The organism is Saccharomonospora cyanea NA-134 (genome assembly GCF_000244975.1).
Lineage (GTDB): Bacteria > Actinomycetota > Actinomycetes > Mycobacteriales > Pseudonocardiaceae > Saccharomonospora > Saccharomonospora cyanea.
Window position 1 is genome coordinate 1,185,181 of the sequence record NZ_CM001440.1, and the last position, 19,264, is coordinate 1,204,444.

The 19,264-nt window shown below is 71.4% G+C and carries 19 protein-coding genes; 11 read left to right on the forward strand and 8 right to left on the reverse strand.

Annotated features, from left to right (window positions below):
* On the reverse strand, window positions 1-1,392 hold the full coding sequence (locus SACCYDRAFT_RS05755) for a mycothione reductase (RefSeq protein ID WP_043537093.1): 1,392 nt from the start codon (window positions 1,390-1,392) through the stop codon (window positions 1-3).
* Between the two features lie 257 nt (window positions 1,393-1,649).
* Here SACCYDRAFT_RS05755 and SACCYDRAFT_RS05760 point away from each other — a divergent pair, with 257 nt between their 5' ends.
* A complete protein-coding gene (locus SACCYDRAFT_RS05760; RefSeq protein WP_005454446.1) occupies window positions 1,650-2,435 on the forward strand; it encodes a S1 family peptidase in 786 nt (261 codons plus the stop codon).
* Window positions 2,428-2,895, forward strand: coding sequence for a GNAT family N-acetyltransferase (locus SACCYDRAFT_RS05765; RefSeq protein WP_005454449.1), 468 nt, complete (start codon window positions 2,428-2,430; stop codon window positions 2,893-2,895). The genes SACCYDRAFT_RS05760 and SACCYDRAFT_RS05765 overlap by 8 nt, the downstream gene beginning before the upstream one ends.
* Before the next feature lie 10 nt (window positions 2,896-2,905).
* Here SACCYDRAFT_RS05765 and SACCYDRAFT_RS05770 read toward each other — a convergent pair whose 3' ends face one another.
* Window positions 2,906-4,093, reverse strand: coding sequence for an 8-amino-7-oxononanoate synthase (locus SACCYDRAFT_RS05770; protein WP_043536200.1), 1,188 nt, complete (start codon window positions 4,091-4,093; stop codon window positions 2,906-2,908).
* 41 nt (window positions 4,094-4,134) lie between these two features.
* Here SACCYDRAFT_RS05770 and SACCYDRAFT_RS05775 point away from each other — a divergent pair, with 41 nt between their 5' ends.
* Window positions 4,135-4,869 (forward strand): PIG-L deacetylase family protein, encoded by a 735-nt coding sequence (locus SACCYDRAFT_RS05775; RefSeq protein ID WP_005454453.1) that lies wholly within the window; start codon window positions 4,135-4,137, stop codon window positions 4,867-4,869.
* A gap of 9 nt (window positions 4,870-4,878) precedes the next feature.
* On the opposite strand, the gene SACCYDRAFT_RS05780 is transcribed toward SACCYDRAFT_RS05775, so the two are convergent.
* Window positions 4,879-6,207 carry a DEAD/DEAH box helicase gene (locus SACCYDRAFT_RS05780; RefSeq protein ID WP_005454455.1) on the reverse strand — a complete coding sequence of 443 codons (1,329 nt, stop codon included), beginning with the start codon at window positions 6,205-6,207 and terminating at the stop codon, window positions 4,879-4,881.
* A gap of 262 nt (window positions 6,208-6,469) precedes the next feature.
* Here SACCYDRAFT_RS05780 and SACCYDRAFT_RS05785 point away from each other — a divergent pair, with 262 nt between their 5' ends.
* On the forward strand, window positions 6,470-7,585 hold the full coding sequence (locus SACCYDRAFT_RS05785) for an NAD(P)/FAD-dependent oxidoreductase (RefSeq protein ID WP_005454457.1): 1,116 nt from the start codon (window positions 6,470-6,472) through the stop codon (window positions 7,583-7,585).
* Here the strand turns inward: SACCYDRAFT_RS05785 and yaaA are convergent.
* Both yaaA and SACCYDRAFT_RS05795 read right to left on the reverse strand, forming a co-directional pair.
* On the reverse strand, window positions 7,572-8,315 hold the full coding sequence (gene yaaA / locus SACCYDRAFT_RS05790) for a peroxide stress protein YaaA (protein WP_005454458.1): 744 nt from the start codon (window positions 8,313-8,315) through the stop codon (window positions 7,572-7,574). The genes SACCYDRAFT_RS05785 and yaaA overlap by 14 nt on opposite strands.
* Before the next feature lie 86 nt (window positions 8,316-8,401).
* Window positions 8,402-8,755 carry a VOC family protein gene (locus SACCYDRAFT_RS05795; protein WP_005454459.1) on the reverse strand — a complete coding sequence of 118 codons (354 nt, stop codon included), beginning with the start codon at window positions 8,753-8,755 and terminating at the stop codon, window positions 8,402-8,404.
* 121 nt (window positions 8,756-8,876) lie between these two features.
* Between SACCYDRAFT_RS05795 and SACCYDRAFT_RS05800 the strand changes: the two genes are divergently transcribed.
* Both SACCYDRAFT_RS05800 and SACCYDRAFT_RS26765 read left to right on the forward strand, forming a co-directional pair.
* Entirely contained in the window at window positions 8,877-10,625 is a 1,749-nt protein-coding gene (locus SACCYDRAFT_RS05800) for a proline--tRNA ligase (RefSeq protein ID WP_005454460.1), read from the forward strand.
* A 366-nt stretch (window positions 10,626-10,991) separates the two neighbouring features.
* Window positions 10,992-11,636 carry a hypothetical protein gene (locus SACCYDRAFT_RS26765; RefSeq protein ID WP_232283780.1) on the forward strand — a complete coding sequence of 215 codons (645 nt, stop codon included), beginning with the start codon at window positions 10,992-10,994 and terminating at the stop codon, window positions 11,634-11,636.
* Window positions 11,637-11,674: 38 nt separating this feature from the next.
* Here SACCYDRAFT_RS26765 and SACCYDRAFT_RS05810 read toward each other — a convergent pair whose 3' ends face one another.
* Entirely contained in the window at window positions 11,675-12,085 is a 411-nt protein-coding gene (locus SACCYDRAFT_RS05810; protein WP_005454462.1) for a secondary thiamine-phosphate synthase enzyme YjbQ, read from the reverse strand.
* Window positions 12,086-12,207: 122 nt separating this feature from the next.
* Here SACCYDRAFT_RS05810 and SACCYDRAFT_RS05815 point away from each other — a divergent pair, with 122 nt between their 5' ends.
* From SACCYDRAFT_RS05815 to SACCYDRAFT_RS05825, 3 genes are read left to right on the forward strand one after another with little or no spacing between them, the layout of a single operon-like run.
* The gene (locus SACCYDRAFT_RS05815; protein WP_005454463.1) at window positions 12,208-13,314 is read left to right on the forward strand and encodes an NAD(P) transhydrogenase subunit alpha; all 1,107 of its coding nucleotides are present in this window, start codon (window positions 12,208-12,210) and stop codon (window positions 13,312-13,314) included.
* Complete coding sequence (locus SACCYDRAFT_RS05820) at window positions 13,314-13,634, forward strand: NAD(P) transhydrogenase subunit alpha (RefSeq protein WP_005454464.1); 321 nt, start codon at window positions 13,314-13,316, stop codon at window positions 13,632-13,634. The genes SACCYDRAFT_RS05815 and SACCYDRAFT_RS05820 overlap by 1 nt, the downstream gene beginning before the upstream one ends.
* Window positions 13,631-15,013, forward strand: a complete 1,383-nt coding sequence (locus tag SACCYDRAFT_RS05825; RefSeq protein ID WP_005454466.1) for an NAD(P)(+) transhydrogenase (Re/Si-specific) subunit beta — start codon at window positions 13,631-13,633, stop codon at window positions 15,011-15,013. The genes SACCYDRAFT_RS05820 and SACCYDRAFT_RS05825 overlap by 4 nt, the downstream gene beginning before the upstream one ends.
* Window positions 15,014-15,015: 2 nt before the next feature.
* On the opposite strand, the gene SACCYDRAFT_RS05830 is transcribed toward SACCYDRAFT_RS05825, so the two are convergent.
* A complete protein-coding gene (locus SACCYDRAFT_RS05830) occupies window positions 15,016-15,486 on the reverse strand; it encodes an Lsr2 dimerization domain-containing protein (protein WP_005454467.1) in 471 nt (156 codons plus the stop codon).
* Window positions 15,487-15,607: 121 nt separating this feature from the next.
* Between SACCYDRAFT_RS05830 and SACCYDRAFT_RS05835 the strand changes: the two genes are divergently transcribed.
* The gene (locus SACCYDRAFT_RS05835; RefSeq protein ID WP_043536203.1) at window positions 15,608-17,020 is read left to right on the forward strand and encodes a dihydrolipoyl dehydrogenase family protein; all 1,413 of its coding nucleotides are present in this window, start codon (window positions 15,608-15,610) and stop codon (window positions 17,018-17,020) included.
* A gap of 16 nt (window positions 17,021-17,036) precedes the next feature.
* On the opposite strand, the gene SACCYDRAFT_RS05840 is transcribed toward SACCYDRAFT_RS05835, so the two are convergent.
* Window positions 17,037-18,368, reverse strand: coding sequence for a hypothetical protein (locus tag SACCYDRAFT_RS05840; protein ID WP_005454469.1), 1,332 nt, complete (start codon window positions 18,366-18,368; stop codon window positions 17,037-17,039).
* Window positions 18,369-18,738: 370 nt separating this feature from the next.
* Between SACCYDRAFT_RS05840 and SACCYDRAFT_RS05845 the strand changes: the two genes are divergently transcribed.
* On the forward strand, window positions 18,739-19,230 hold the full coding sequence (locus tag SACCYDRAFT_RS05845; protein WP_005454470.1) for a DUF3145 domain-containing protein: 492 nt from the start codon (window positions 18,739-18,741) through the stop codon (window positions 19,228-19,230).
* Window positions 19,231-19,264 lie beyond the last annotated feature (34 nt).

Genomic DNA, 19,264 nt, shown 5'->3' on the forward strand with positions numbered 1-19,264 from the left:
TCAGTCGTTCAACGGCAACGCCAGCAGTGCGTTCTCGACCAGCTCCGGCATCGCCGGGTGGATCCAGTACTGCCCGCGGGCCATCGAGGTGGCGTCGAGTCCGAAGCTCATGGCCTGGACGAGCGGCTGGAGCAGAGTCGGCGCCTGCGCACCGATGATGTGTGCGCCGAGCAGCTGCCCGGTGTCCGGGTCGGCGAGCAGCTTCGCGAACCCGGTGGTGTCCTCCATCGCCCAGCCGTAGGCAATCCCGGCGTACTCCTGGGTGGCCGTCACGTACCGGATCCCGCGGGCGGCGGCGTCGCGCTCGGTCAGGCCGACGGACGCGATCTGCGGCGAGGTGAACACCGCGTGCGGCACGAACCGGTGGTCCGCGGTCACGGGGTCGTCGGGGTGCAGGAGGTTGTGCTGCACGACCCGGGCCTCGTGGTTGGCGACGTGCTTCAGCTCGTACGGCGACGACAGGTCACCGAGCGCGTAGACGCCCTCCACCTCCGTGCGCTGGTGGTCGTCCACGACGACGTGTCCGCTGGGGAGGGTGGAGATGCCGGTGGCGGCGACGTCGAGGAGATCCGAGTTCGGCCTGCGGCCCGTGGCGACGAGCAGCAGGTCGCCCTCGACGGTCTCGGCGCCCCCGGGGCCCTCCAGGTCGAGCGCCACACCGTCGGTGGTGCGGCGAGCCTTCACCGTGCGCCGGTTCAGCCGCACGTCGAAGCGTTGCGAGGCGAGATCGGTGAACCGCCGGCTGATGTCGTCGTCCTCCTGGCGAAGGAGCGCGCCGGAGCGCGCGACGACGGTGACGTCGACCCCGAACGACGCGAACACGTGGGCGAACTCGGCGCTGACGAACCCGCTGCCCAGGATCACGACCCGGCGTGGCAGTTCGTCGATGCGCATCACGGTGTCGGACGTGTGGTAGTCGACGTCGGCGAGGCCGGGGATGTCGGGCACGGTCGCCCGCCCGCCGGCCGCCAGCACGAACGCCTCGGCGGTGAGCGTCTCCTCGCCGTCGGCCAGGCGAACGGTGAGTTCCTTGTGCCCGGTGAAACGGGCCTCGCCCTCGTACACGGTGACGTTCGCGTTGTCCTCGTGCTCGACGCGGTAACGTCGCCCGCCCTCGGCGATGGGGTCGATACGGCCGAACACCCGGTCGCGGATCTCGCGCCACCGCACGTTCCGCAGTTCCAGGTCGACCCCGAGCCCGGCGGCGGACGCCGGAGCGGCGGCCAGGTCGGCGGGGTAGACGAACATCTTCGTGGGAATGCAACCCACGTTCAGGCACGTGCCGCCGAACACCCCCTTCTCCACGATGGCGACCTTCCGGTCGGCGAAGCGGGCGTCGAGGATCGAGTTGCCCGATCCCGTCCCGACGATGACGAGGTCGTAGTGGGGCACGGCGGCACCTTTCAGGGTCGGCACGACGACGTGGCCGGGTCTCGGCCACGCCACTGGACTCGAACGGGGAAGCCGACCGCATTGTTCCCCTCCCCGGTGTGACACCGAAGCGGGGGAGGGGCGCCGGTGGTTCCCGATGCGCGGCACGGTCGGTGTACCCGCCTCACCCGGCTCGCGGTAATCCACCCCTTTCAGTGACAGCACGTGACGTCAGTTCGACTTAGAGTGTTCGTGTCCGACAGGAGGGGAGACCAAGCGTGCTCACGAACATCCGACGTCGACTCGGGGTGGCCTTGACGGTGCTGAGCGGAGCGGTGTGCGCATCGGCGGGCCATGCCGCCGGAATGCAACCCATCGTGGGCGGTGAGTCGGTGTCCCTGGAGGACTATCCGTACGCCGTGTACCTCGTCGACGACAGGGGCAACCAGTACTGCGGTGGCACGGTGATCTCGGCGACCGAGGTCCTCACCGCCGCCCACTGCGCGCTCGCCGTGCGGGAGTCCGACCTCGGTGTGGTGGTGGGTCGCGAGCGGATCGCCTCGAACCAGGGCGAGGAGGTCGGCGTCGACGACGTGTGGGTGGCGCCGGGATACCGCGATCCGCTCTCCGGCGACGACATCGCCGTGCTCACGCTCTCCGAGTCGGTCTCCGCGCCCGCCGCGCGGCTGCCGCGGAGCTCCGACGACCACCTGTACGAGCCGGGCACCATGGCCACCGTCGTGGGGTGGGGACGGCTGTTCGAGAACGGGCCGAAGCCCGGTTCGCTGCGCGCCGCCGACGTACCGCTGGTCTCGGACAGCGAGTGCTCGGACGTGTTCCGTTCGTTCGACGCGGACACGATGGTGTGTGCCGGACACGAGTCGGGCGGCGTCGACGCCTGTCAGGGCGACTCCGGTGGTCCGCTGCTGGTGGACGGCACCGTGATCGGCATCGTGTCGTGGGGTGCCGGGTGTGCCGAGCCCGGCACGCCCGGGGTCTACACGCGGATGTCGACCTACGCCGACGACGTCAGGGCGGACCTGGTACGCAGTACGGGTGACTGATTCAGCTGTTCCCACTCGCTCTGACCAGCTCACCGTCACCACCCGCTTGGCCCCGGAGCTGACCGCGGCCGAGCTCTACGCGCTGTTGCGGCTTCGGGTGGACGTCTTCGTGGTCGAACAGGAGTGCCCCTATCCGGAACTCGACGGCAAGGACCTGCTGCCGGGCACCCGCCACGTGTGGGCAACGACGTCCGACGGGCGCGTCGCGGGCTGTCTTCGCGTGCTCGCCGAGGACGGCGGCGTCCAGCGGATCGGGCGGGTGTGCACGGCCGGGTTCGCCCGCGGAACCGGCGTCGGAGCCCTGCTGATGGGTGCGGCGATGGAACTGGTCGGCGACGCGGAATGCGTGCTCGACGCCCAGACGTACGCCACCGGTTTCTACGCGCGGTTCGGTTTCCAGCCCGAGGGCGAGGAGTTCCTCGAGGACGACATCCCGCACATCACGATGCGCCGACGCTGACGCGTCCCTCTCAGCGTCGGGCGTCGGGCGGGGCGGTCTCGGTGACGACGGCGACGGCGCGGTCGACGTCCGAATCGGAGAGGTCCGCCCTCGCGGTCAGGCGGAGGCGCGACACACCGTCGGGCACCGACGGCGGGCGGAAACACCCGACGCGCACACCCCGCTCCGCGCAGTCGGCCGCCCATGCCGCGGCCTCGTTCGGCCCCGGTGCACGCACCGACACCACGGCCCCTTCGGGCACGCTCACCGCGAACCCGGCGTCCGCCAAGCGGGCGGACAGCTCGCTCGCCCGGCCGCGGACCCGTTCGGCCAGTTCCGGTTCGTCGCGCAACGCTCGCAGGGCCGCGAGCGCCGCCGCGGCGCTGGCCGGGGCGAGCGCCGTGTCGAAGATGAAGCTCCGAGCCGTGTCCACCAGGTGTTTGATCACCCGCCGAGGACCGAGGACGGCACCTCCCTGCGCACCCAGTGACTTCGACAGCGTCACGGTGGTGATGACGTCGGGTTCGCCGGCGAGGCCCGCGGCGTGTACGGCACCGCGGCCTCCTTCGCCGAGGACACCGAGGCCGTGGGCGTCGTCCACCAACAGCGCCGAGGAGTGCCGCCGGCACACGGCCGACAGTTCGCGCAGCGGCGCCAGATCACCGTCCACGGAGAACACCGAGTCGGTGACGACGAGAGCGCGTTGCTTGCGCCGGGTCGCGAGTGCGTGCTCGACCGCGTCCGGACTGGTGTGGGCCACCGCGGCGACGTCCGCCCGGGAGAGCCGGCACCCCTCGATCAGGGACGCGTGGATGTAGGCGTCGGTGACGATGGCCGCGTCCCGACCCGTCAACGCCGTCACGGCGCCGAGGTTGGCGGTGAAACCCGACGAGAAGACCAGCGCCGCCTGTGCGCCGCAGAACCGGGCCAGTTCGTACTCCAGCTCGGCGTGGACCTCGGTCGACCCGGTGACCAGCCGCGAACCCGTGGCGCCCGCGCCCCACTTCAACGCCGCCGCGGCGGCGGCCCCGGCGACGCGCTTGTCGCGGGCGAGGCCGAGATAGTCGTTGCCCGCGAGATCGAGCCGCTCCGACTCGGTGGTGCGCGGGGTCAGCGTGCGGACCAGGCCCGCGTCGGCGCGCCGTGCCGCGGCGTCGTCGAGCCAGTCGAACACGTGCTCCGGTGGTGTTGCCGTGCGAGGTGGACCGGGTGCGTTCACGCTGGCAGTCTCGCACCGGGGCGGGAGGAAGGAGGAACAGGGTGAGCGACGACGCACGGCGGTTGCTGCCGATGCCCGAGGACTGGCACCGGGCGTTGGCGGTGGTGGCCCATCCCGACGACATGGAGTACGGCTGCTCCGGCGCCATCGCCAGGTGGACGGACGAGGGCCGTGAGGTGGTGTACCTGCTGGCCACCCGGGGAGAAGCCGGTATCGACGACATGCCGCCCGAGGAAGCCGAAGTGGTGCGCGAGCGGGAGCAGACCGCGAGCGCCCACGTGGTGGGGGTCGAACGGGTGGAGTTCCTCGACTACCCCGACGGCGTGGTCGAGTACGGCCTCGACCTGCGCCGCGACATCGCCGCGGCGATCCGTCGACACCGGCCCGAACTCGTGGTGATCACCAATCATCGGGAGAACTGGCCGGGCGGCGGGCTCAACATGGCCGATCACCGGCACGTGGGCCAGGCCACCCTCGACGCGGTGCGGGACGCCGGAAACCGCTGGGTGTTCCAGGACCTGCGCTCCGAGGGGCTCCACCCGTGGCAGGGGGTCCGGTGGGTGGCGGTGGCGGCCTCACCGATGTCCACACACGCGGTCGACATCACCGCGACGTTCGAGCGTGCTGTGGAATCGCTGCACCGCCACCGCGCCTACCTGGAAGGGCTCGGACAGACCGAGGACGACGCGCGCCGGTTTCTCCGCGAGTACGCCGAGGCGTGTGGTCGCCGCTTCGGCGGCGTGCTCGCCACGGAGTTCGAACTCATCGCCCTGTGAGCCGCGCCGTCAGGCCACGGCGTTCTGACGGCCTCCGGGCCCACGTCGTGGCCCGCGTCCCCGAGTGGAGTGCGGTCGCCGACCGGGGCCGCCCGGACGGGACGGACGGTGTGGGCGCACGCGTTCGACCACGGGTACACCGCTCGGGGTGCGCGCGCCGGTGATCCGGGCCAGTTCCGCGTCGCCGGGTCGCACCGTCGCGTACTGCGGCCGCACGCCGGCCTGGTCGGTCATGCGGCGAACGGTGCGGCGCTGCTCGCGCGTCACCAGGGTCACGACGGTGCCCGAGGCACCCGCCCTCGCGGTACGGCCGGCACGGTGCAGGTAGTCCTTGTGGTCGGCCGCCGGGTCGACGTGGAGCACGAGGCTCACGTCGTCGACGTGGATGCCGCGAGCCGCGACGTCGGTGGCCACCAGCACGGGGACCCGGCCACTGCGGAAGTCGTCGAGCACCCGGTTGCGCTGACCCTGGGTCTTGCCGCCGTGCAACGCGCCCGCGTGGACCCCGCTGGCGCGCAGCCGGGTGGCGAGCCGGTCGACGTGGTGCTTGGTACGCACGAACAGGATCGTGCGTCCCTCCCTCGCGGCGATCTCCGTGACGACGGCCTGCTTGTCGCGGTGGTCCACCTGAAGGAGGTAGTGGTCCATGGTGTCCACGCTCGCGGTGGCGGGCGCGACCGAGTGGGTGACCGGATCGGTGAGGTAGGCACGGACGAGGTTCTCCACGGCGCCGTCGAGCGTCGCCGAGAACAGCAGGCGCTGCCCGTCCCGGGGGGTCAGGTCGAGGATCTCCCGCACCTGGGGCAGAAAGCCCATGTCGGCCATCTGGTCGGCCTCGTCGAGCGCGACCATCTCGACGCCGTCGAGCACGCAGGTGCCCTGCCTCACGTGGTCGGACAGGCGGCCCGGCGTGGCGATCAGCAGATCGACGCCGCGGGCCAGCGCGTCCACCTGGCGCTGCATCGACATGCCGCCCACGGCGGTGCGGCACCACAGTCCCGCCGCCTTGGCGAGCGGGACGAGCGCGTCCGCCACCTGCATGGCGAGTTCGCGGGTGGGGACGAGCACGAGCGCCCTCGGTCGCCGGGCCGGGGCCTTGCCGCCGTGCAGGCGGGTCAGCAGCGCGAGGCCGAAGGCCAGCGTCTTGCCCGACCCGGTCTGCGCGCGGCCGAGCACGTCACGCCCGGCGAGTGCGTCGGGCAGGGTGGCCGACTGGATGGGGAACGGGGTCTCCATCCCCGTTTTCCGCAGGGCGCTGTGCAGCGGCTGGGGGAGATTCAGGTCGGCGAACGTGATCGCCGGGGACGTCGGGCGTGATGTCACGGGGGTTTCTGTCACTGATGCCTCTCGGACGTGGCGCGTCACAAGGAGGCCCGACTGCCCGGTTTGAGGCAGGCCGCGACGGATTGCGGTGGGCGTGACCAAGGACGAACCCGGCGCGTGAACGCGCCGTTGACGGGATGAATCGCACCGTGATGCGGCACTGGCGGCCGGACGGTGCACGACGAGTCTACCCGAGATCACGCGCGTGCCGCTGGCAGCCGAGCAGCGCGGGGAAAGACCTTGCTCGCCCGCCGCCGGTATTGCGAGGCTTGCGGCCATGCGAGTGATCGTGATCGGTTCGGGCATCGGGGGAGCGTCGTGCGCTTACCACCTCGCCCGGCGCGGGGTGGAGACCGTCGTGGTGGACGCACGCGAGAGCGGGGCGGCGACCTCGGCGGGGGCGGGCATCATCTGCCCGTGGACGTCGCGGCGGGCCGGAGAGGCCGAGCTCTCGGTGGCGGGGAGCGCAGGCGCCTACTACCCGACCCTGATCGGTGAGCTCGCCGACGACGGCGAACCCGACACGTCGTTCGAGATCGTCGGTGGGCTGGTGGTCTCGGACGACGGTACCGCGCTGACCGAGGTGGCCGAACGACTCTCGCGGCGCGCACAGCGGTGGCCGGAACTCGGAGAGGTGAACGTGCTCGGCCCGGCGGAGGCCCGTGCGTTGTTCCCTCCACTGGCCGCGGACCTCGGTGCCGTGCACGTCTCCGGCGCCGGGCGCGTGGACGGCAGAGCCCTGCGAGCGGCGTTGCTGAGGGCGGCCGAACGGCACGGGACGCGCGGGCTGAGCGGCCGGGCGGAACTCGTCACCTCGGACGGGAAGGTCCGGGGAGTCGTGGTCGCGGGGGAGCGGGTGGACGCCGACGCGGTGGTCGTGTCGGCTGGGGCGTGGAGTCCGGCCGTGCTGGCAGCGCTCGGGGTGGACGTCCCGGTCGAGCCGCAGCGGGGGCAGATCAGCCACTTCGAGCTGCCCGGTACGGACACGTCGGCGTGGCCGGTGGTGCTGCCCCCGACGGGCCACTACCTGCTGGCCTTCCCCGGCTCCCGGGTGGTGGCGGGGGCGACGCGGGAGACGGGATCGGGCTTCGACGACCGCGTCACGGCCGAGGGTCAGCGTGAGGTACTCGATCACGCGCTCCGCGTCGCACCGGGACTCGCCACGGCGACGCTCGCCGAGACGCGGGTCGGATTCCGCCCCGCCACGCCGGACGGGCTGCCGGTGATCGGTGCCCTCGACGGACACCCGGAGGTGGTCCTGTCCACCGGTTTCGGACCCTCGGGGCTCACGGTGGCGCCGTACGCGGGGCGGCTCGCGGCGCAGGTGGTGCTGGGCGAGCAGCCGGAGACCGCGCTCGACGCCGTGAGCCCGGAGCGGTTCACGCGCCGGTGACGACCTCCAGGGCCGTTTCGGACACCTGCTCACACGGGATGCCCGCGGCCCTGGCCACCTCGACGAGGTCCTTCGGGGTCGTCGGTTCGGCCGCGGTGGTGGCGAGCGCGGCGGCGAGCCTGCCCTTGTGGGCCTTGTTGTGGTGACTGACCGTCTTACGGCGGCCGTGCGCGTCCTCGGTGACGACGCGCACGGTCACCGCGCCGGGGATGCGGGCGAGGGAGGCGTAGGCGCCCGAACGCAGGTCCACGACGAGCTCGTCGACGTCGGCCAGCACCGGTTCGAGCACCGGCCGCCACACCGAGCGCAGCGATCCGATGCCGGGCAGCGTGGAGCCGCCCGACAGCCGGTAGGCGGGGATCGGGTCATCCGCCCGTACCACGCCGAACAGGGCCGAGGCCACCGCGAGACGGCGGTGTGCCCGCTCCCGCCGCGCACCGGTGAGGCCGTCCGCTCCGAGGGCGTCGTAGAGCACACCCGTGTAGCGCAGGACGGCCGGGGTCGTCGACGACGACCACAGCCGCGCGTTGCGTTCCACCTCGCCGCGCTGCCGCTCGGACAGACCCAGCGCCGACAGGCTGGCAGGCACGTCGCCCGCCAGCTCCACGAGTGCGTCGGCCAGCTTGCGCCGTACCGGGTTCAGTTCGGGGAACGAGAGTGAGTCCAGGTCGAGGCAGCGGTCGTCACCACCGTCGGCCTTGGTTTCGGAGGGAGGCAGCAACACGAGCACGGCGGGCAGCCTAACGGCCGGCAGGCGTCACCACAGGCCAGCCCGTCGCGGCCGTGGCCTCCTCGGACTTTTCGGACTTCCGGGACTCAGTCGTGCTGCGAGACGCAGAACTCGTTGCCCTCCGGATCGGCCAGCACGGTCCAGGTCAGGCCGGGGACCTCGTGTTCGGCCAGCTCGGTGGCTCCCAACCCGACCAACCGCCTGACCTCGGCTCCGCGGTCGTCGGCGGCGAGGTCGACGTGCACCCGGTTCTTGCCCTGCCGCGGTTCGGCCACGCGCTGCAGGGACAGTGACGTGCCCTTCTCGTCGGCCGAGGACAGCACCAGGTACTCCCCGTCGAAGTCGACGGTCACCGTCCAGCCCAGGGCCTGCGTCCAGAAACCGGCCAGCACGCGAGGGTCGGTGCAGTCGATCGTGACGTTCTCCAGCGACAGTGTCATGGCGCGACGGTAGTGACGGGCACCGACAAATCCCGGTTGCGGCAGCTCGGAAGGTGCCTACTAGTCTTCGATACACCCTTTTTTCCGGGCAGTCCCGTGCCGAAACGCCAAGGAGAACACCGTGATCACCAGGATGTCGTCACTGTTCCTGCGCACCCTGCGTGAGAACCCTGCCGACGCCGAGGTGCCCAGCCACAAACTGCTGGCCAGGGCCGGATACGTGCGGCGGGTCGCTCCGGGCGGATACTCCTGGTTGCCGCTGGGCCTGCGGGTGCTGCGCAACATCGAGGCGATCGTGCGCGAGGAGATGGACGCCATCGGCGCGCAGGAGATCCAGCTGCCCGCCCTGCTGCCGAAGGAGCCGTACGAGAAGTCGGGCCGCTGGACCGAGTACGGCCCCAGCGTGTTCCGCCTCGTCGACCGCAAGGGAGCCGACTACCTGCTCGGCCCCACGCACGAGGAGCTGTTCACGCTCACGGTGAAGGGCGAGTACTCCTCGTACAAGGACTACCCGGTCATCCTCTACCAGATCCAGACGAAGTACCGCGACGAAGCGCGCCCCCGCGCGGGCATCCTGCGCGGTCGCGAGTTCGTCATGAAGGACTCCTACTCGTTCGACCTGGACGACGAGGGACTGCAGCGGTCGTACCAGCTCCACCGCGACGCCTACATCAGGATCTTCGACCGGGTGGGCTTGGACTACGTCGTCGTCTCGGCCACGTCCGGCGCCATGGGCGGCTCGGCCTCGGAGGAGTTCCTGGCCGTCTCCGAGACGGGTGAGGACACCTATGTCCGCAGCACCGAGTCGGGTTACGCGGCCAACGTGGAGGCCGTGGTCACTCCCGCGCCGCCCGAGCAGTCCGTGGAAGACAAGCCGGCCGCGCAGGTGCACTACACGCCGGGGACGCCCACCATCGAGACGCTGGTGGACTTCCTCAACGACGCCGGCATGGGCCGGACCTTCACCGCCGCCGACACGCTGAAGAACGTCCTGGTGAAGACGCGCATGCCGGGGGAGAAGGACTGGAAGCTGCTCGGCGTCGGTGTGCCCGGCGATCGCGAGGTCGACATGAAGCGGCTGGAGGCGTCGCTCGAACCCGCCGAGGTCGAACTGCTGGAGGACACCGACTTCGCGGCCAACCCCTTCCTCGTCAAGGGCTACATCGGGCCCGGAGCGCTGCAGGCCAACGGCGTGCGGTACCTGGTGGACCCGCGCGTGGTGCGCGGCACCGCGTGGGTGACGGGCGCGGACAAGCCCGACCACCACGTCGTGGACCTGGTGTGCGGGCGTGACTTCACCCCGGACGGCACCGTGGAGGCCGCCGAGGTGCGGGAGGGGGACGCCTCCCCGGACGGCAAGGGCACGCTGGTGGCCGCGCGCGGCATCGAGATCGGTCACATCTTCCAGCTCGGCCGCAAGTACGCCGACGCGTTCGCCCTCGACGCGCTGGGCCCCGACTCCAAGCCGGTCCGCGTCACGATGGGCTCGTACGGCATCGGGGTCTCGCGGCTCGTGGCGGCGATCGCCGAGCAGCACCACGACGAACTGGGCCTGGTGTGGCCGCGTGCGGTGGCGCCCGCCGACGTGCACGTGGTCGTCGCGGGTAAGGACGAGAGCATCGCCGAGGGCGGTGAGCGGATCGCCGCGGCGCTGTCCGAACAGGGCGTGCGGGTTATGCTCGACGACCGTAAGGCCACTCCCGGCGTGAAGTTCGCCGACGCCGAACTGATCGGTGTCCCGACGATCGTGGTCGTCGGTCGTGGTCTGGCCAAGGGCGTCGTCGAGGTCAAGGACCGCGCCACGGGTGAGCGCACCGATGTCGCCGTGGATTCGGTCGTGGACCATCTGCTGGAGCTCGTGCGCCGGTAAACTCTCACCCTTATGGGGTGGTTCCGCAGACGTAGCAGTCGACCGTACGGCTACGAGGACCGGGCCGCGCTCAAGGGGTTCGGCGGATACGAGCCGGCCGAGCCGACACCGCCGACGGTCGGGGTGTCACCGCACACCCCGACACCCTCGGGATCGAATCCGCCCGTCGGACCGGCACTCCCGGAGCCACCCGAGGCCCTCCCGCCCCGACGAGCGCGCCGACGGAGCGGACTCCCGTTACCGTCGTCCAGACTGCTCGGGTGGTTCGTCTACGTCGTCGGCTTCGGCGTCGTTTCCGCCGTCATCAGCCTGAACACGGACAGCGGCCACGAGGCGACGTCGGACGGCGCCCCCGCGGACGCGGCCGTGGCTCCGAGGCGGATGCCGGAGACGCGTGTCGTCGTCCCCGCAGCGGTGTCCGGGTGGCAGCCGGTAGTGCAGACCGAGGGCGTCTACGCCTACGACGTGCCACCGGACTGGGTGCCGGAACCGGGGATGGTGCACGGATGGGAGTCGGACGGTTCCCGATTCGCTCTCGTGACGAGCGCGTTGGTCGGTGAGGGGTTCTGTGACCGCGACGAGGACGTCCAACGCGGCGGTAGTGGCATGACGGCGACGCCGGGCGACGATGCCGCCGCTGCGGCGGTCGCCACGGTCGAGGAACTCGCGCGCCGCGCCTACACGCCCGACGGCGGGTCGGAGCCGACCGTCGAGTTGGTCGAGCAGCGATCCGTCGAGGTGTCGATCGAGGGGAGGGCCGGGGATGCGGAACTCGTCCTCGCCGAGGTGAGCGTGTCCGCTTCCGGCGGGCAGTGCCTGCCGGACACGGCGTTGGTCGGCGCGCTCGCGGTCGAGGTGCCGTCGGGCGGGTCGACGCCGGTCCTGGTGGCCTACGACGCTCAGGGCGGGCCCGGGGCGCTCTCGAAGGAGAAGATGGCCCGCTTGCTGGCCAGCCTGCGGACGGTCCCCGAAAGCGAGCGGGAGACCACGGTGGTGACTCCCACGCGCTGACGTCGGCGCGGCCCCGGCCGTCCGCGCGTGTGCCCCGTTCAGCCCGGCAGATAGGACAGACGCACGCGGCGCGTGGGGTTGTCGACGTTGGTGTCGACGAGGCAGATCGACTGCCAGGTGCCGAGCGCGGGCGAGCCGTCCAGCACGGGCACCGTGGCGTACGGCGGGAGGAACGCGGGCAGCACATGGTCGCGGCCGTGCCCAGGGCTGCCGTGCCGGTGGCGCCACCGGTCATCCTTCGGCAGGAGGTCGTCGAGGGCCGCGAGCAGGTCGTCGTCGCTGCCCGCCCCGGTCTCGATCACGGCGATTCCCGCGGTGGCGTGCGGTACCCACACGTGCAGGAGGCCGTCGCGCGCGTCCGCCTCGGAGAGGAAGCGCCGGGCGTCGGCGGTGAGGTCGTGCACCACGGCCTGTGAACCGGTCTTGATCTCGATCTCCGTGGAGTACATGCCTCGACGGTAGCCGTTCGGAAGCTCTCCCCGCCGTCTTCGCTGTGGCATGGATCACGTGAGGTGAATACCGTAGCGGGAGAGCGGGTCCGCCGTCGTACTCGCCGCCGAGGAGGTCGCCAGTGGTCGACACACCGACGCCGGTTCGTATCGGGGTGGTCGCCGAGACCGCACCGGGGGAGCGCAGGGTGGCTCTCGTACCGACCCACGTCGAGCAGCTGACCGCGCGGGGACTGCGGGTCGTCTGCGAGCCGGGGGCGGGCGCGGGAGCGTGGCACAGTGACGACGACTACCGCGCCGCGGGCGCCGAGCTGGGTGATCCCTGGACCGCCGACGTCGTGCTCACGGTGACTCCGCCGAGCACCTCCGACGTGGACCGGCTCTCCCCGGGGTCGGTGCTGATCGGCTTCCTCGCCCCGGCAACACACGTCGAGGAGATCACGGCTCTGCGCAAGGCGGGCGTCCACGCGTTCGCCGTGGAGGCCGTGCCCCGCATCTCGCGGGCACAGAGCATGGACGCGCTCTCGTCGCAGGCCAGTGTCGCGGGGTACCGGGCGGCGCTGCTCGCGGCGGAGCGCCTCCCACGGTTCTTCCCCATGCTCACCACGGCGGCGGGCACGGTGGCCCCCGCCTCGGTACTCGTCCTCGGCGCCGGGGTGGCGGGACTACAGGCACTCGCCACGGCCAAACGTCTCGGTGCGAGGACCACGGGCTACGACGTGCGCCCCGAGGTGGCCGACCAGGTGCGGTCGGTGGGCGCGACCTGGCTCGACCTCGGTGTCGTGGCGCCGGGCGAGGGCGGCTACGCGCGGGAACTGACGGCGGACGAGCGCGCCGCGCAGCAGCGGCGGCTCACCGAGGCGGTCTCGGGCTTCGACGCCGTCATCACCACCGCGCAGGTGCCGGGTCGCCGCGCACCGACCCTGGTCACCGCCGAGGCCGTCCGCGGTATGAGGCCCGGCAGCGTGGTGGTGGACCTGGCGGGTGAGACCGGAGGCAACTGCGAACTCACCGTGCCCGGCGAGGAGACGGTGGTCCACGACGTGACGATCTGTTCGCCGCTCAACCTGCCCTCGGAGTGTGCCGTGCACGCCAGTGACCTCTACTCCCGCAACCTCGTGGAGTTGCTCGGCCTGATGCTCGACGACGAGGGAGGCCTCGCACTCGACACCGGAGACGAGATCCTCGCGGGCGCCCGCGTCACCGCGAACGACGAGGAGGGCGACTGATGCTGGTGCAGAACCTGGCCGTGCTCGTCCTCGCCGGCTTCGTCGGCTTCCTGGTGATCTCGAAGGTTCCCACCACGCTGCACACGCCGTTGATGTCGGGCACGAACGCCATTCACGGCATCGTGCTGCTCGGTGGTCTCATCGTTCTGGGACTCGGCACCGAGGGCGTGCTCAACAGGGTCCTGCTCGTGATCGCCATCGCGTTCGGCACGATCAACGTCGTCGGCGGCTTCCTGGTGACCGACCGGATGCTCGGGATGTTCAAGCGGAAACCGGGTTCGTCCGGTGACTCCGAGCCGTCGCGAGGAGCGCGCTCATGACCACGGTCGCCGCCGTCGGGTACCTCGTCGCGTTCTCGCTGTTCATCCTCGGACTCATGGGCCTCACGAACCCGAGGACGGCGGTGCGCGGTAACTGGACCGCGGCGGCGGGCATGGTCGTCGCCATCGCCTCGACGCTGCTGCTGCCCGGCATGAGCGACTGGTGGCTGATCGTGCTCGGCCTGGTGCTGGGGACGGCCGTGGGCGTCCCCGCGGCACGCCGGGTGAAGATGACGGCGATGCCGCAGATGGTGGCGCTGTTCAACGGCGTAGGCGGTGGTGCCGTGGCGCTCATCGCGTGGGCCGAGTTCCGCGACACCGCCGGCTACTTCGGTCTGCCCCTGTACGTCGCCGTGGCGTCACTGTTCGCCGCGATCATCGGCTCCGTGTCGTTCTGGGGATCGCTGGTGGCGTTCGGCAAGCTCCAGGGCTGGTTGCCCACCCAGCCGGTCACCATCGGGCTGCTGCACCGCCCGCTCACCGCGGTGGCGATCGCCGCCGCGGCCGCTTACTCGATCACGGTCATGGCGGGCAACACGTCGGGGTGGCTCGTCATCGGCGTCCTCGTGTCGTCGGCGTTCTTCGGCGTGCTCATGGTGCTGCCCATCGGCGGGGCCGACATGCCGGTCGTGATCTCGCTGCTCAACGCGGCCACGGGGTTGTCGGCCGCCGCGATGGGCCTCGCGCTCGACAACACGGCCCTCATCGTGGCGGGCATGCTCGTCGGCGCATCCGGTTCGATCCTCACCAACCTGATGGCCAAGGCGATGAACCGGTCGCTGGTGTCGATCCTCGCCGGGGGCTTCGGGGCGACGGTGGCCTCGGCAACCGCGCACACCGACGACCGGCCCGTGCGCTCCACGAGCGCGTCAGACGCCGCCATCCAACTCGCCTACGCCAACCGGGTCGTCGTCGTACCCGGCTACGGGCTGGCCGTGGCCCAGGCCCAGCACTCGGTGCGGGAGATGGCCGACCTCCTGGAGGGCAAGGGAGTGGAGGTCAGCTACGCCGTGCACCCCGTGGCGGGCCGGATGCCGGGGCACATGAACGTGCTGCTGGCGGAGGCCGACGTGCCGTACGAGTCGCTCAAGGGCCTTGAGGAGAGCAACGCGATGCTGCCGCAGACCGATGTGGCACTGGTGATCGGCGCCAACGACGTCGTCAACCCGGCGGCCCGCACGGATCCCGGTTCTCCGATCTACGGCATGCCCGTCCTGGACGTGGTGTCGAGCCGGTCGGTCATCGTGCTCAAGCGGTCGATGGGCGCGGGTTTCGCCGGTGTCGACAACGAGCTGTTCGTCGACCCGAAGACCACCATGCTGTTCGGCGACGCGAAGTCGTCGGTGTCCGAGGTGGTCAACGAGCTCAAGAATCTCTGAGCTCAGCTCGCGGGCGCGGAGAACGTCACCGTGGGCACCGGAGACGGCACCGGAGAGGGTGCGGCCGCCTTGGTACCTCGCGGCGGGCGTCGCCGGGTGGGTTTCGGCGCCACCGGCTCCCGAGGGGCCTGCCGTGTGGTCGTGGCCGCACCACGCCGGACCTGACGCGCCGTCCGTTCGGGTTGCTCCGAGCGGGACCCGGCGCTCACCCGACGGCTGGCGGGCCTGGGCTGGAACCGGGTGGGCGCCTGCCGGACCGGTGTCGGCCCCTCGATCAGCCTGCGCCGGTGCCTACGGCCTCCCGTACGCCTGCCGTGTTCGATGTAGGGCCGGAGGATGTCGCGGAGGTCGTCCGCGTGCTCGGCGGTGAGGTCGATCTCGTAGCCGACACCGTCGAGAGCGAAGAACACGGTTTCCCGGGCCGGCTCGCCCGTGATGTCGTCCACCGTGTGGATCGCTGTGTTCCTGGCCAAGTGCCCGCCTCCACCAGCTACCGTCGAACCTTCGTGCGCCGGAAAGGATAGCGCCCACGCGGCGGTGCCTTCGCAGGCTCCGGTTGCGGCCCGCAACGGGGTGGTGTGCGCTTACGGAGGTATGGCGGAGCGCACTGTGGACGAACTTCCCCGGACTGTCGACGTCGTCGTGATCGGCGGAGGACCGGTCGGCGAGAACGCCGCCGCGAGGGCCGTGCGCGGTGGTCTGCGCACCGTTCTGGTGGAACACGAACGGCTCGGTGGCGAGTGCTCGTACTGGGCGTGCGTTCCGAGCAAGGCGTTACTGCGGCCCGGGAACGCGCTGGCCGCGGCGCGGCGGGTGCCGGGTGTCCCGAGCGATGGCCGGATCGACGAGCACGCTGTGTTCGCGCGCCGGGACGCGTTCGTGTCGCACTGGGACGACGGTGGGCAACTCGAGTGGGCCGAAGGCGCCGGGGTCACCATCGTGCGGGGCCGGGCCCGGCTGTCGGGTGAGCGCGAGGTCACCGTGAACGGCGGCGCCGTCCTGCGGGCCACCCAGGCGGTGGTGGTGTGTACCGGCAGCGCGCCGGTGATCCCGGACGTGGAGGGACTGGCGGACGTGCCGGTGTGGACGTCACGGGACGCCACGTCGGCGTCGAGGGTGCCCGAATCCCTGGCGGTGCTGGGCGGTGGCGTGGTGGGCGTGGAGATGGCCCAGGCGTGGGCCCGCCTGGGTGCTCGCGTGGACCTGCTCGTGCGTGGTGACCGGCTGCTGGCGAGGATGCCGCGGTTCGCCGGTGAGGCGGTGGCCGAGGGACTGCGGGCCGACGGTGTACGGGTCCGGCTCGGGGTCGACGCCCAGCGTGTGTCGGTGGTCGGCGAGGGCGTGCGCATCGACCTGGACGGCGGCGAGCCCGTCACGGCGGAGCGGCTGCTCGTGGCCACGGGGCGGCGCCCCGCCACGACCGATCTCGGTGTGGAGCAGGTGGGCCTCACACCGGGCCGTCCCCTCGCGGTGGACGACACCGGCCTGGTGTCGGGAGTGGACGGGAGGTGGCTCTACGCGGCGGGCGACGTCACGGGCCGCGCGCCGGTGACGCACCAGGGCAAGTACGCGGCGCGCGTCGTGGGCGACGTCGTCGCCGCCCGTGCTCGGGGCGAACAGGTGTGTCCGGAGCCGTGGACCCACCATGCCGCGACGGCCGACCACCACGCCGTCACACAGGTGGTGTTCACCGATCCCGAGGTGGCGACCGTGGGGCTGGCGGAACCCGCCGAGCCGGCGCACCGCGCCGTGGAGCTCGACATCGCCGTGTCGGGTTCCTCGTTGCACGCCGACGGCTACGAGGGACGGGCACGGCTGGTGGTGGACACCGACCGGGAGGTGGTCCTCGGAGCGACGTTCGTCGGCCAGGACGTCGCCGAACTGCTGCACGCTGCCACGATCGCCGTGGTCGGGCAGGTGCCGTTGCGGCGGCTGTGGCACGCCGTACCGGCGTTTCCCACGATCAGCGAGGTGTGGCTGCGACTGCTGGAGGAGTACGGCCTGTGAGCACGGACGGTCCGCCTCACCGCAGCGGCAGGTCGAGCGCGGCCTGAGCGACGCGGAACGCCAGGTCCCCCGCGGAGTCCTCCGCCGCACTGTCGGTTTGGGCCAGCACCGTCCGAACCGTCGTCCCGTCCCGCCGGGTCGTGTAGGTGGCATCCTCGAACGTCGGAGCGGCGCCCGTCCACCGGCCCGTCTCGCTCGCCACGTCGGTGAGCACGCCCGTGCCGGGGGTACGGGCCAGCCGCTCGAACTCACCGGCCAGCGCGGCGTCGGGGAAAGTGACCGCACCGACGGACACCGAGACCGCACGCCCCTCCAGGGTGGTCCTGAAGCTGGTGCGGACCACCTCGACGCAGCCGTGGTCGAGCAGGAACGACTGCACGTCACCCACGGCATGGTGCGGCTCGCACGCCGTCGCGACGTCCCGAGCCACCAGGTTGAAGCGCACGCCGCCGGTCTCGGCCGTGGCCGGTTCGGTGGAGGCCGGGGTGGGAGCGTCCTGCGAGCTCACGACGACGATCGCGACGACGGCCGCGACGACGAGCAGTACGGCGGACGCCAGAGCGGTGTGCCGACGGAACGAGCGGCGCCGGTCACCGGCAGGCGACGCGGGCGCGGACAAGGGCGTGGGCGTGGACGAGGGCGGGGTGTCGGAGTTCGGCACGGGTTGCGCCGACGGCCCGTTCGGGTCCGTCGCGGCCGTCGCCTCCGGCGTGTCCGGCGCGGCGAACCCCTCGGCCGTCAACGCGGTGTCGTCGAGACTCGTCGCGGTGGGAGCGAGGTCGCGGAGGACAGCCCGTGCCTGCTCCGTCGTCAGCGGCCGTGGGGGCGTCGGGAGGGCCGTCGTGGCCGTCAGGAACGAGGACGCCGTCGGGTAGACCACGCGCACCGGGCCCGCGAGGTCCTCGGGCGGTTGCTCGACGGTCTCCACGTACGGGCCGACCGCGATGACGACACCGACTCCGATGGTGGGGTCCGTGGCGTGGACCCGGTCGGCGAAGCGGCCTGCGAGTGCGAGCGCCGTCATCCCCGGGTTGGAGTGGTCCTGACCGGTCGCTCCCTCGGGGGCGTCGGTTCCGTGACGTACGAGGGGCCAGCCGTCGGCCTTCCACTCGCCGTTCAACGGGGCGGTGAGGGTCATGGCGGGATCGGGCAGGTCGACGCCGACGACGATCAGGACCCCGTGGGGAAGCACCAGCACGGCGTCGACTTCGAGGTCGGAGTCGGGCGGCGTCACACCCAGCACCGCCACCCCACCGATGACGTCGTCGCCTCTGCCCAGCGAGGTGAGTGCCGCCCGGATGTCGTCGGCGACGCGGGTGGGTCTCGCGGGAAACCGGACGACTCGCACGTGGTTCCTCCCTCACCGCCGGGCTTACTATGCGTTTTATAGCCGAGTCGGCCACCGACCGCCGGGTGGTATGCGCGCAACGTAACTGTCGCAGTGATTGCGGTCACCGGAAAGGCGGCTACCGATCGGTATCCGATCTGGGTATTGCGGGTTTGGACACTCGCCGCAATCTTCCCTGCGTAGAGTCAGGTATCCCTGAATTGAGTGTTTTGCCCCTGAGAACGTCACAGTGGTGTGATTTCTGGTGCTCATGTGGCCAAATGGGTGAGTCGGGTGCAGAATAACGAGGGAGTTGCCACGAGTTGATTAATCCGCTTCGCGGGCGAGGTCGTAGGGGAAGACGCCCCTCGTCTAGTAGCGGAGGTCAGCAGTGAGCACTCGTGGCGTGGTGTACGTCCACTCGTCGCCGTCTGCGGTTTGCCCGCACGTCGAGTGGGCGATTTCCGGTGTGCTTGGTAGCCGGGTGGATCTGCGGTGGACTGCACAGCCCGCCGCACCCGGACAGTTGCGCGCCGAATGCGACTGGCGCGCGCCCGCCGGTACCGGCGGCAAGCTCGCCGCCGCCCTGAAGGCATGGCCCATGGTGCGTTTCGAGGTCACCGAGGAGCCGAGCTTCGGGGTGGACGGGCAGCGATTCTGCTACGCGCCCGGCCTGGGCCTGTGGCATGCCCGCACAAGCGCCAACGGCGACATCGTCGTGGGCGAGGACAGGCTGCGCAGCCTGGTGTCGAAGAGCCGTGCCGGCGAACAGCTCGCTCACGAACTCGACAAGCTGCTCGGTTCGAGCTGGGACGAGGCACTCGAACCCTTCCGGCACGCGGGTGACGGCGCCCCGGTGACCTGGCTGCACCAGGTGGGCTGAAGCCCCGGCCCCGCATCGACGAAGGCCACCTCGC